This is a genomic window from Psychrobacter sp. NG27 (genome assembly GCF_016106655.1).
GTDB lineage: Bacteria > Pseudomonadota > Gammaproteobacteria > Pseudomonadales > Moraxellaceae > Psychrobacter.
Genome location: NZ_JADGIN010000008.1, coordinates 89187 through 102567 on the forward strand (window position 1 = coordinate 89187; position 13381 = coordinate 102567).

Consider the following 13381-nt stretch of genomic DNA (forward strand, 5'->3'; position numbering starts at 1 on the left):
AAGATCTTATATTTTCTTTACTTATTTATCAGGTAGTTATTAGAAGTTTTACTGTAGTAGCCTTTCAACAGTAAGTGCTGCCGCTAGCAAGTCATTTTCTCGGCCACCGGGCATTGACATTAAAATACTGGTCGGCATTTGGTTTTGGTCTATTCCATTTGGTAAGGCAACACCACACCAATCGAGGAAATTACCAAGCGCTGTATTACGTAGCATGAGTTTGTTAGTACGTACATACAAATTACTATCTTTTTCAAGCGGTTTAAGTTCAGGTGCAGTAATAGGAGTAGTGGGGAATAGCACAATTTGATCACCTAGAATTTGGCTATTTTTTTGAATTAATCTTGCGCGCTCTCGTTGGACAACAATTAAGTCACGTGCGGATATGTTCTCCGCACTAATTATACGTTCAAGTACCCGTGGATCCATCTGGGTCGCGTGCTCAGAATGGACAAGATCCCAGTGCAATTCCAACGCTTCTGTGCCAACCAAGGAACCGTGGTTAGCAGCAAGGGTCTCTATTTCTTCAAACTCGCTGCTCACTCCCCGAGTGATTTGTGCCCCTTCGCTTTCTAAAGCGCGAACACTGGCTTCAAAATTCTCTATCACAGCATCTTGTGCATCTTCAAAAACAATATTACTAGGAATAAAGAATTTGAGTTGACTGATAGATGTTGGCTTGGGCATTGCGACGGCTCGCCCGTTGAGAATTTCTGCCGCACCGATACAGCTTTTTAGGTCAGCAGCAAGTGGACCAAAGGTATCCAATGTCGGTGAGAGTGGAAACGTACCACCTTTTGGAAACGCTCTACTAGAACCTTTATAGCCAACTATACCATTTAACCCAGCAGGAATACGTATCGACCCCCCAGTATCACTGCCGACAGAAAGTGGTACTAGTCCGCGGGCGATGGCGACGCCGCAACCTGATGACGAGCCACCAGGAATACGAGCAAGGCCTGTACCATGTGGGTTTTGAGGAGTACCAAAATGCGGGTTAAGACCTAGACCAGAATAGGCAAATTCAGTCATATTAAGACAGCCTATCGATATGAGGCCAGCTCGAGTGGCATTTACAACCATATCAGCATCATGAGTAGCAGGTGCGTGAGATCTTAATACAATAGATCCTGCAGTAGTGACTCGACCTTCTATATCAAAAAGGTCTTTCCATGCGATAGGGAGACCATCCCATAGACTAAGTAGATTACCTTCACGGTGGCGTTTTCTAGAAGCATAGGCTTCTTTCAGCGCCCGTTCTTCGAGCAACTCTGTAAAAATAGCGGGATCAGAAGCTCTTATGTTTGCAAATGTCTCTTCAACAAGCGATACCGGACAAAGACTACCTTCTTTTAGGCGAGCTGCTATATCCATAGCTGAAACAGAGTCTTTGGTAATGTTGCTCGCAGTCCGTGTAATCACAATACACTCCATTTTGTTAGATCTATTAATTAGATGTTATATTAAAAAATATAGTCTAATAATAAATAGAATTTCACTCACTAAGTAATTATATTTTTTATAAAATCTAAAACATAGAATTTTACAATATGAAAAAATTTAGGGTGAAAAATTTATTAAATGCAGAATCAAAAATTAATGTCAACTTAATTCATTATTTATTACTCATAATTGAAAATAATACTATCCGTATTAGAATTACACTTCAATAATAATTTTTATGATCGTATCATTAGATGATTCCTATGATGTAATTACCTTCGGTTGTAATAATATATAATTTGAAATCGGTTACCTTGTATTGATATCGTTGTTACTTCACTATACAACTGTACACATTTTTTTTGCAAAACCTATTTCACCAAATATCAAATTTAGTTATAAAAAACACTCAATATAAATATCTAGGGGGCTGTAATAGATAGGAATTAAAGATCACACCATTTTCTTAGGGTTCTAAGCTGATTAGAGAGTGAATCAACTTTCTATCGAGATTACCTTACTCAATATTTATACGAGGGAAAGCTGTAGAACCTTATCGGCTATTGTATATGGTCATAAAGAGTCAATTGAGATCAAAGTAATACCAAAAGGAAGCCTGACATTTGAAAACCAACCTGTTCAAGGTGCCGAGCAACGCTTCACTTATAGGTATGATGATGAGGTGATCGAAGAGTTAGTCGATATCAAATACTTTACCCTTAACTCTTTAAGTTTTTATGGATTAATTAAGCCTTTAGGAGAGTATTCAGTAGCGACGCAAACAGAGGTCATTCCCAAAATAGCAAGCATTGATTATTCGAGGCAGTTTATCAATGAACGCATCTGCACAGACAGTAGCAAAAAAATACCAGTAAATTTTCATAGCCTAACTTGGTCGTTATTACGTGCCAGCGCAAGTACTGCATGGCTCTGTATAGACATTGAAATCTATGAAAATTCGTCAGAATGCTATCAGATCGATACTTATGGAGATATATCACAGAGCAAAAAAACTTTGCAATATCTAGTAGAAAATATCAATCTGCATCAGATATCTGAGCTTTACCCTTCTGCTAATACGATACTTTCACTTCATCTTTTACTCCTAAACCATCTCTATATTCACACCCCTCACCTACAAACTCTAGCTAATTCCTGAGTCACTATAGATAGAATTGTCATCAGTTTTGTCTACAAAAGCTTAGAAGAGTAGCAAGGCGTCATCAGCTGTCGCTTAATTTAAGTTTTTGCCTCAAAACCTCACAAATTGACTTTCAATTGTTTGCTAATACTCGTAAGTTATTAGTGGAGGTCAATACACAGGATGTAACGACCAAGTCATCAACTCGATATCTTAGTGGGAAAGATATGAAATCACTATCGATCGCTAAGCTACAAACACTCAATGTGCTTGTATATCCAGAAATCATTAGTCTGTTTGATATTTATACCTGCCATATCAGACCACTTCTGAATAGCCAGGCTATCGAACTTGAGCAAAATAATGCTTGCTCAAAACTTACCTACTTTATAAAAGAGGAGGAAAAGTGGTTCTTGCTCAATAACTTTGAGCTATTTCATATAGCAAAAAGCCCTTATATTGATTTTGATGTATTAAGAAAAGAAGTAGACGTGAAATATATACCAAAGAATCAGTTTAATTTTGACATCAGTTTTTACGAGCTTATTGGTCTTATCGCAAAATACAATAAAAAAATAGATATCAAGCTCATTTACACGCAGCTAAACGAGGTCTTGGATCAAGAAATAAACCAAAAATTATTTGGCAAAAATATTTTTGCTATTACTACATTTTGTCGGCTTATAAAGATAAATGAACAAACTTATTACAAGCGACCTTCTGAGGGTGTTTTATGACTGAGAATACTGAGAATACTGAGAATACTGAGAATACTGAGAATGCTGAGAATGCTGAGAATGCGCCAGCATTAACAGAAATCATCAAAAAAATTGATAATGACCAAAATTTTATATATCCAGAAGCAGTATCGACTGCCATATCTGAGATCACTTTAGCAGTACACAATAGCTATAGCCAACCAGATGATAATCCTCAAAATCTACTAAGATTAATATTACAGGTATTACAAAGAAGGCCAGTTCCTCAGCTTTCTATGACTATTAGTAGATCAGAATTAGCAAAAAAACCACTCATCATGCAATTGCTTATTCTCATGCAACATTCTATCAATGAACATCAGCATGACTACCTACAGAAACGGTTAATTTGGCTAGCCATAGCAATGCACACCAGTGTGATGCTGACGCAGCACTGGCCAAAACAGCAAACCAAAAATATACTGATGCAATTCAAACAGGCTCAGTTTTCAGGATCTCCTAGACGAATATGGATTTGGCATGAACTACCTGATTTAACTCAAATGACCATGAATGTGGAAAGCATATGCACCATTTTCACTGTTCTATTAGAGCAGCAAAAAAGTGCATATGAATTGTTAAATGATAAGCAAGCTACTCATGCCGAAGAAAAGAAAGTGGCAAAAGATAAACTGAGCCAAATAGAAAAAATAACGACCGCCTATCAAAATGCGCATACGTCACGCAAGCCTAGACCCAAGTATAAGAAGCCGCCTAAACATATTAAAATTATAGCTATCAACTTAGCAGACAACACATCGAAATTACCCTTAGACTCTACTGCAACGAGTCACAACTGGAATACTATGCCTAGTAATGATGCATGGGGTAACACACATGATGATATAGAACACAGCGCTATCGCCATAGATCTTGCATTTTTAGACGCTAACACTGAAAGCTATGAAGGGTTAACCACCAGCTTTGAAGAGCGTATTGATCACTATGAGGCACCCTATGTCAGCTATGGTGAATATCCAAACTCGTTAATCAAACACTCTATACCGCTCCAAACTATAGATTTATCGCTACAGCAGAACTACATGTCTCAGCGCAATCTCGCGCTTAACTCTAACACGCGCTTACTCTCCCTTGCCGGCTACCAAGCGTTATTTGCTGCACTCAACCAAGACGCCAGCACCTTGCCAGAATCAGAGACCGATAAAACCTGTGCGGGTATTTTACTGTTATCGATGCTTACTGGCCTTCCAGTTAAGTCCTTACTAATACCCGGCTATATCGGTCATCCTAGGATTTTCAATCTTAAAGGTAAAAAGTATTACATTAAACACAGCTTAGGTATTACTGAAAGCTCCACAAGCCAAACACTGCTCGAAAATGATTATGAAAATACTTCTGATACCATCAAAGTTCCACTGCCGGTGTGGCTGATAGATGATTTACTTGCTTGCGAGTTACCATCAAAAGAAGATTTTACGGCTTATCTTGCCGCCTTACGTAGCAGCCTTGGATTGCCGTACCTGTCCGTCAATCGTATAGAGACTGCACTACATGTCGTGCTCTCTCGTTATACACCTGATTGTCATGCACATATCGCCGATATCATCTGTCGCACGCCTGCGTCCCATGCTCCTGCGATGTACTATAGTAGCCACACCAGCGAAGCACTTATGGCTCACTATAAATCAGCACTGGGTATATTTAATAGCAACAGTGATTTTGACCTAACTTATATCATCGCTTGGCGCAAATATACAGTGGGGTCAGGGTTTGCGCTAAAGATTGAAACAGTTTGCGACATCGTAAATGAGATAAAATACTGGACTGATCAAAGTTCAAACGATGAGGAGCACTTTAATAGAACCAGTATTTTTGTATGGTTTGTCTTTTGCCTTTTAACGGGCGTGCGACCAAATAACGGTCTTGGCAAGATGTACGATATCGATCTTGATATGGGTTGGCTGCTCATCAATGACAAGCCTGTTAAGAAAGTTAAAAGTGATCGTCTCATTCCACTATGCCCTACACTTATACGCCATCTAACAGACTATAGAGCGTATTTGATTAATTATCAGGCAAAACACCAAGGTCATCATGACATCAGCGCTATCATTGATAATATCCGTTTGGGTAATGATGAAGCACTATTAAAGCTGTTGTATGAGCGAGCTCCTACTGCTAAGTCCCCTACTCTTAAAGACATTAAGCGTGGCGATGCTTATCATATGACCAAGCACATCATTGACGCTAATCCCTACTGGACACGCCACTTTGTTCGTACGCAGCTTGAAAATCTCGGCGTTTCCTTATCGCTGATTAACACGGTTATTGGTCATGAAAAAGCTCGTCAAGAAGTATTGGGGCGCTTCTCATCAAGTAGTAAAGCAGATATTAAGCGTGTGGCGTCCGTGTTTGAAAAGATCGCAGCACAGCTTGGGTTATCAGATATCACAATCAACCATTACCCTAATTCAAATCATGTTGGCACAAGCACTGTAGAGGTTGACCATGCTAATAAATGAAATACAGCTGCCAAAAATTATTAATGACTTAGCAAGGTTTGATGGTAGAAAAAAGCGCTACGTGCCTTACCCATCTATACTCAAAGACAGTGACACGGCAAGGACACGTGAGATACAGCTACTCGCAGACTTACAAACCGAATGGGAGTCGTTGAAAAGGATTCATCCTGGAAGTATCGGATTCATAAAGTCTTTCAATAAATACTACCAACAAGCGCTTTGGCCCAATGAACGCATCTTTTCATTTTCGCCAAGCTCTAGCGATTATTTTGATTTGTCATGGCTATCTTGGAGTCAATCTTTAAGCCAGTTTCAGAGAGAGCTTTATAGACAATTGGAACCATTGTCTCAAGAGGGTTTTGATGAGTTTCAGTCAATCATTGAAAACAAAATTGCAAAAGCTTACGAGTCATCTAGAACACTCAAACATGTCTGGCAAGTCGTCGTTAAGTTCGTTGACTATCAAAATAAGCACTATATGCTTGCTGAGCATCACTATCCTAAGATAATCGCGCCACAGCCTACTAAAATCAATCCATTAATTACAAATACAGCTTGGTTAAAAGACGGTAAAGCGCTGGTCAAAATTATTCGCGCAGTAGAGCATAATTGGGAGCAAACAGCCGATTACAGCCAAGAGAAAATCATAGGCTGGCTGATATTCTCAGGGATTGTATATGGTGGCATTAACGAGGTACAAATGCTTCAAGGGTGGCTTATCTCATTGCTCGCCAAAGAGTATCAGCCATTCATCAAAGAAAGGATAATGGTCTCACCGCGTTTTGTGCAAAAGCGCTTTGGTAACGAGCGAGAAGAAGAAAGTGACCAGCTTTATAACACCAAGCAAATCGTTGTAGATGTGGTCAGTCAGTGTTGGCTGCTGCGTTACCATAAAAGCAGCAGTCCAGCAGAGACCACACATATCATTGCCAAGCTGTCAGAAGATAAGATAAAACAATATTTGACCGTGGCTTTATCTGACGTGATCAAGCCTTTGGGTATCAAGCCACTTCCCTTTTCAAGATTTTTATATTACGCCAGTTATTACTGGGAGGAGCTAGAGGGCGCTGATATTGATCATGCTTCAGTTGGGGTGCTGCGAGGTATGCATAACACGGCTGGACTGAGCACGCAGGACTTTGGTCGGTTTTTGAACCAAAAATATCAGTATAAAGAGGAGCCGTATGATCTAGAACATATTTTGACGCTGTCTATCAGCAAAAACTCTGTTAATCAAAACGAGACATCTAGCACTTCTACCAAAAAGATAGAGGTTAGAAAGTCTGATTTAATTATGAATCTGACTAAAGACTTCAAAATGGATAAAAAACAGAAAAAGAAAAAAACCAGCAAAAAGCCGATTACTCTTATCGAAAGAGTACAAAAACGCTATGAACAATACGATGACTTAAGTGAAAAAATTTTATTAGATTGGGTGCTAAGTTTACTCAATCGAAAAGAGTCAAAATCACTTAGTAATGAGTCTATTTTGAAATATATTAGAACCATAGGCTATGAATGGTTGTATTTCACAACAGCGCAGCCGCTTGATATTTGGTTAGAGGAAGAGTTTGAGGAACTTTATGAAGATATTTTAGAGTACAAAGCTGTCGTACGTAACAATACTGACATTGGATATTCTGCCAATTTATTGAAGAGTATGCACAACTTTGCCAAGAGCAAATACAACCTTCCCTCCGTGAACTTCCAACAGTCGAAAAATGGTCGACGTGTACGTGCGGAGCTGATATCACCGCAAGCCTATCACGCCATTATTACGCAGATACTGGATTCTGTGGATATATTGGAGCGAGAGATGTTCGCGCTTCTATTTATCTTAGTCTATCGTACTGGCATGCGCAAAAAAGAGCTGTTGGGACTTAAGTATAATGACATCGAAGGCTTAAAGACAGCCACACCCTCAGTGGTGATCAGGCCCAATAGCTACCGTCCAACTAAGACTCAAAGTAGTATTCGCCGCGTTCCCTTATTTGCTCTCCTCAAACCTAATGAGTTGAATTTTTTTATTAACTTTGTGCAGAGTAATATTGGCGACAGTTCAAACAAATTTATCTTTACCTTATCATCGGATCAGCGCCCTATTGATGACCATGTTCCGTTGCAGTTACTCAAACGAGTCTTAAAAGACATATCGGTAGATGATAACGTGGTAGAGCATACCTTTCATGGGTTTAGGCATACGGCAGTGAGCAACCTATCTTTAGCGCTAGTAGGCCATTCAGATCTCGTAGAAGCGCTCACCGATTATGACGAAAGCGACGTACTGCGTATAGAAGAAGGCCTACTTGGAGAGCATACCAAGGCACAAGATCGCTGGTACGCTCTATCAGGTATTATGGGGCACTTATCGCCTGAGCGTAGCTTTGAGTATTACAATCACTTTGCTACTCTAATGGCTACTTATGCGTTAAGCGTCTCTAATATAAAACTGCCTAAACAAACACTGCTTAACCTTACCAAATCTACTAAAATTAGCCCAAGAAAGATCAATGATAATGCTGACATTGATGATAACGGTATGATCAATATGTCTAGTATACGTAAGCTGTTATTTAAAAATATCATAGAGGGCAAACGCAAGTCACCGAAATTTACGATCGAAAGCCATGATAAGCAATTTCTCTTGAGTACCAATACGCCAGCTAATAATGAGCTGTTTGGTCGTTATGGTTTAAACCGAGTACAGCTGCTACTACAAACCTATGATAAAGAGATACCTCTAAGTAAAGCAGCCCAGTTAGCAAATATTTCTATTCACGATGCAAAGGTTCTAATAGAACGTGCAAGCGAGGTTGCTAACATCACTACCAAACGCGGCAAACCTCGCTTTGTTAAGCTATCAGATCCAAATACCCCTATACTGAGTCCACTAAACATTCAATACCAAAGTGATTTAAGACTACTATCGCTTTTATTAAGTAAGGCCTATCGTCTACGAGAAAATTCAGGGGCTGACTGGACTTGATTTATTGAGATATGTCGTCAAAAACTGTCTATTAGCAGAGCATACCTACCATTTAGAAAAGAAGATAAGAAAGAGTTGAAGCGTTTCATTGATATTGCTAAGAAACTGCTGCCTTTGAAGCGTTGGCTGGTGAGTAGCAACGAAGATTTGTTGATGGAAACTATGTCATCTACTGACTATCAAGACATTAAGCAGCAATCTAATGATTCGAAAAATGCTCTCCATATCGGTATTGCTAGTCAAGACCATAGAGAGCAAACGAATAAATGGCAGTACTCACCGCTACTACGGTTTTTTGTACATATGATGCTGATTACAGATGAAAAGCTATCTATTTTGAGTTAAGTTTCTTACATTAAAATCTTTTAAAATGAGCCTTGTTATCGGAATAAATAGATTTGCTAGTTTAAGGGAAAATATGAGCTTGCTGGATAGTGGTGATTTAGAAGAAAAACAGAAGTTAGATAAGAAGCTGACACGACAAAAAATACTACTGGATGCTTTTCTTGTAGATGCTTTAGAGAAGGATTCAGTAGACGGTTTAAGGGAATATACAGCCGATAATCTGTTGGATTTTTTGAGCAGACAAACGGATAAGGATTTAATGGCCGATTTAGTAAAAGGGCTTGATATTAAGTGAAACACTTAACAAAACGACTGAAGCAATTCAAAGTATTAACATTAACTAGAAAAGTTCAAATAGTCATTCTGCTATTAACTTGGATATCGCTAGTAGTTTGGGCAATACTGAGTTGGCAAGGTAGAGACTTCCCTTTAGAGTCTGAGCTTAATTATAGTGAAGGTATTGTAGGCAGTTTGGACGTAGGTGAGGGAAATCACATTTTTATGTTATTAGATCTCAATGACCTTAACCATAAAGAAATATACGGGTGCAGCTATTCAGCTTTTGATACTGACTCCTCTTGTTTTGGCAAAGAGTATTTAGAACCGATTGAAGGTAAAAAAGCCGCGATAGGGTGGTATATACAGAAATATTTTCTAGGGTTTCATAATGGAATTAGACAGATGGTAAGTCTTAATGTGGAAGATGTCGAAGCTGGAATTAAGGAGGTAATCACTTATCAGGGGACTTTAGACACTATAAAGGGTATGAATACGTATATGAATACGGGTTTTATTATATTTATAGCATTCTTTTATTACTGGTTTTGGCGTTTTATGGATTTTATAGAGTGAAAAGGATACGGTTCCCTAGTGAGGACTTGAATCTTTGACTGTAGGCTAATGATATCGAGGTTTTGAATTACTGAGATAGCCACAGTGTACTTTATGGTGTACTTTATGGTGTACTTACCATACATACTCTATCTATGATCGGTGCGCTATACAGGCTTCGAACTATAGGCTATATGCTCGTGTTTACCATTTCAATAAAAGAAGCGAGGAAAAACAAATAACAACTCAAATCACAGAACATAGTATACCAAGCCATTTAAAAGGTTTGCTCAGAAGCTTGATAGGAAGAAAGCTTATCAACATCATTAAGTTTAATAACATACCTGAAAAACAGCTTATTGAAGACTACTATATGACCCCTGATGAATTTCTCTCTGAAGCTTTAGGGCCTACATTGTTTTACTTTGAAGGTGGATTGGTTGTTGGTGGTGGTAGTGATCCAAGCCGAAACACAGTACTAATGTGGGTGGAGAGGAATGAGATTGGAGAACACTGTAAATGGCTACAAGAAGAAGATAAGAGAGCCATTCCTTTTTATGCTAAAGATTTTGATGAATGGAAAATATATTTAAATCAAGTGGTAAAGTCAGTGACCATAATTAAAGAGATACCCGATAGTGATAGTAGGAAATTAGACTTGCCAAATGAAAGAGGTGTGCTTATTAAGTTTGAGAATGGGTCGGATTTTATCATGGCACATGGGTTACATGACTGTTCTGATAGTGAGTCATTGATCAAAATTACAGAGATAAATCCTTACTTCAGGGATCGATTAGAATTCATTCCCGTTAAGAAAATTTGATTAGAAACATCTATATCCCAGCGGAACCATCTAAAAAGGCTCATTAATCAATTAATAGACTACTCATAGCAGACTACTATATTGGAACCACTTAATGAGCAGTGATTAGTTTAGGTCTTTCCTTGGCCACATCAGCGATCAGATGCCGTGAGCACTTAGCCATTTTTTGAATATCAGAATAGCTATGACCTGATTCGAGTAGACTGGCGATGATCTTACGTTTTTCAGTATCTTTCTTACGTCCTGAATACTTACCTTCTGCCTTAGCACGAGCAATACCTTGCATCTGACGGTTTCGGCGATCCTCATAATCCTTTCTAGCAATAGCAGCGAGCATATCTAGCATCATCGAATTAATAGCCTGCAATATACTGCTCATAAATTCAGTGCTATTTTCAGGTTGAAGCGCCATATATGAGGTCGGCAGCTCTTTTGATACGATAGAGAGCTTTTTTTCTGATAGCATTCTTTTGAGCGTATCCCAATCAGCTTGGTTCAGACGCGCTAAGCGATCAATCTGCTCAACTAAGATAATATCGCCTTTATGAGCATCTTCAATCAGCTGCATAAGCTTTGGTCGCACCAAAATAGCCCCTGATTCATTTTCGACATAGAAGGCGGCAATCTTGTGGCTATGATCGTTGGCAAATGCTATGAGTTCGCTTTTGGCACGCTTAGCGTCTTGTTCTTTGGTAGACGCTCGTAGATACGCTCTAATAAACATAAACACCTAAAATAGTCTGTTATAAGTGGTTCCATTATAGCAGTCTGTTTTAAGTAGTCTGTTAATAGGTTTTTGGGGTGAAATAGCTGGTTCCGCTGGGGTATACCCCAAGGGAACCAATGAAACCGAACCCTTCTATCCAAGTTATTTGTCATAACGTCTGTTATGCGAACAATGGGGATTTTGGAATAGGGAAACAGTGATTTTTGGTTCAAGTAAACCAATGGGAATAACCAGTGCTTGTACTTTAAATGAAATACCAAATAGTACAAAAAATATTCTCTACTCTACTTTTACTCAACACATAATACACATGAAATATCTGTTACTATTCCATCAGTGCCATGAGGTTATTAAACATGATAAATAGATATTTATTCCTAATTCCTATTGTAGGTCTATTTCAGTTTGGTTGCTCTAATCAAACAGTAAGTAACACTTCTAACCCAGTGATAAGAATGGAAAATTCACTCGATCCATTCTCTTATTATGATAAAAGCAACAATGTTCAACTAGCTGCATTATTATCAGGTAAATTTACAATGAAGAATGGATGTCTTCTATTTGGCGATGAAGATGGTTATATAACCCCAGTGTTTAATACGAAAGCTAGTAATATCAAGGTTGACTTAGATTCAGAGACTGTAATCTTAAATGCAACAGCAGTTCCATTTGATACAGAAGTTTACGCAGGAGGCGGTTTTATTGATAAGAAAAATCTTCCTCCACTTCAAACTACTGGCAAGGAAAGATGCTTAACGGATAGAGTAGCAACTATACATTCTATTGAAATCCTAACCCCTGAATTACGTAGAAAATTCTTACTTGATTGGGACGATAAGCCTAAGCCGTAATGAAATTCAATATTAATAATTAATGTTAATAAAGAGTTAGTTTTCGGGGTTGGATGGATAGGTAGCCCCTATTAGAACCTCTAAATAAAACTTCTGTTTTTAGGTAGAAAGTTATTGGTAGCTAATTTGGAAGATCACCCATGGCTAGGCTATGGTCAGTATTCTACAGCAGCTATGTGGTTGAAAATAGTATATTGGCATAACGATAAAAATTTAACACCAGAGCAGACGCTTCTAAAGTGTTATAACAATATGCCCAACGTAAAAAAACCAAATTTTGAAGAAGACATCAAAAAACGGACATTTCTTAGATTCTTCAGGGTCTAATTTACGTGACTTCATTAGACTATACCCTAATACCCTAGCGAACCAGTCAGGTGCTTTCACTGGTTCGGTTCCCTAGTGAGGACTGGAACCTGCAGAATAAGTTGCTGATATTATTAATGTTAACAATAGTTAGCAGGTAGCAGGTAGCAGTGTACTTGTGAATGTACACAAGATACATAACTCGAGGTTCTGATAGTGAGAAAGGAGTAAGGTGTATATATAATAAAATAAATATTAAGGATTAATTATCAATAATATAAAATTTATTTTAAAATCATTAGGAACAGTTGCTCTAATTTGCATACTAACAATAATATTTGCCACTAATTTTATTAATCCGTTTGAGTGTGACTCCTACAGTAGGAACCAAACTAGCGTCCGTATTCTTTGCTTATAGTGACGCTCTGTAATTGGCTTTTGAAATATACCACATCTTATACCGCACTTTGACAAGGTGACTCGCTGTGATTTGTCTTGTTTGACTCCTATGCTAGAACACTAACTGTCATCTGTACGTTCAGTTTTTACGGTATTTCTGATTATTTATTGGTCTCTATGCCGACCACAAGCACAATAATCGTTTTTTATCTCCTCTATCTTAATTGGTACAGCATATAACCATTGCATACCGCCATCACTATGAAAATAGCCATTTTCAAATGCTAC

The 13381-nt window shown here is 38.3% G+C and carries 11 protein-coding genes; 9 read left to right on the forward strand and 2 right to left on the reverse strand.

The genetic code is table 11. The annotated features are described in order from the left end of the window. Window positions 1–48: 48 nt before the first annotated feature. Window positions 49–1422: an amidase family protein gene (locus IP485_RS11795; protein WP_198327366.1), complete on the reverse strand. Its 1374-nt coding sequence runs from the start codon at window positions 1420–1422 to the stop codon at window positions 49–51. Between the two features lie 511 nt (window positions 1423–1933). Between IP485_RS11795 and IP485_RS11800 the strand changes: the two genes are divergently transcribed. The 8 genes from IP485_RS11800 (at window position 1934) to IP485_RS11835 (ending at window position 10810) form a co-directional block, all read left to right on the forward strand. Continuing rightward, on the forward strand, window positions 1934–2602 hold the full coding sequence (locus tag IP485_RS11800) for a hypothetical protein (RefSeq protein ID WP_198327367.1): 669 nt from the start codon (window positions 1934–1936) through the stop codon (window positions 2600–2602). A gap of 209 nt (window positions 2603–2811) precedes the next feature. Then, window positions 2812–3321 carry a hypothetical protein gene (locus IP485_RS11805; RefSeq protein WP_198327368.1) on the forward strand — a complete coding sequence of 170 codons (510 nt, stop codon included), beginning with the start codon at window positions 2812–2814 and terminating at the stop codon, window positions 3319–3321. Further along, a complete protein-coding gene (locus IP485_RS11810; RefSeq protein ID WP_198327369.1) occupies window positions 3318–5825 on the forward strand; it encodes a hypothetical protein in 2508 nt (835 codons plus the stop codon). The genes IP485_RS11805 and IP485_RS11810 overlap by 4 nt, the downstream gene beginning before the upstream one ends. Then, window positions 5812–8811: a tyrosine-type recombinase/integrase gene (locus tag IP485_RS11815; RefSeq protein WP_198327370.1), complete on the forward strand. Its 3000-nt coding sequence runs from the start codon at window positions 5812–5814 to the stop codon at window positions 8809–8811. The genes IP485_RS11810 and IP485_RS11815 overlap by 14 nt, the downstream gene beginning before the upstream one ends. 75 nt (window positions 8812–8886) lie before the next feature. After that, entirely contained in the window at window positions 8887–9156 is a 270-nt protein-coding gene (locus tag IP485_RS11820; protein ID WP_198327371.1) for a hypothetical protein, read from the forward strand. Between the two features lie 73 nt (window positions 9157–9229). Continuing rightward, window positions 9230–9451: a mobilization protein MobS gene (locus tag IP485_RS11825; RefSeq protein WP_198327372.1), complete on the forward strand. Its 222-nt coding sequence runs from the start codon at window positions 9230–9232 to the stop codon at window positions 9449–9451. Continuing rightward, complete coding sequence (locus IP485_RS11830) at window positions 9448–10008, forward strand: hypothetical protein (protein ID WP_198327373.1); 561 nt, start codon at window positions 9448–9450, stop codon at window positions 10006–10008. The genes IP485_RS11825 and IP485_RS11830 overlap by 4 nt, the downstream gene beginning before the upstream one ends. Window positions 10009–10360: 352 nt before the next feature. Beyond that, window positions 10361–10810: a hypothetical protein gene (locus IP485_RS11835; RefSeq protein WP_198327374.1), complete on the forward strand. Its 450-nt coding sequence runs from the start codon at window positions 10361–10363 to the stop codon at window positions 10808–10810. A gap of 91 nt (window positions 10811–10901) precedes the next feature. Here the strand turns inward: IP485_RS11835 and IP485_RS11840 are convergent, their stop codons facing one another. Further along, window positions 10902–11534 carry a recombinase family protein gene (locus IP485_RS11840; protein ID WP_198327375.1) on the reverse strand — a complete coding sequence of 211 codons (633 nt, stop codon included), beginning with the start codon at window positions 11532–11534 and terminating at the stop codon, window positions 10902–10904. 458 nt (window positions 11535–11992) lie between these two features. Here IP485_RS11840 and IP485_RS11845 point away from each other — a divergent pair, with 458 nt between their 5' ends. After that, a complete protein-coding gene (locus tag IP485_RS11845; protein WP_198327376.1) occupies window positions 11993–12388 on the forward strand; it encodes a hypothetical protein in 396 nt (131 codons plus the stop codon). The last annotated feature ends 993 nt before the right edge of the window (window positions 12389–13381 follow it).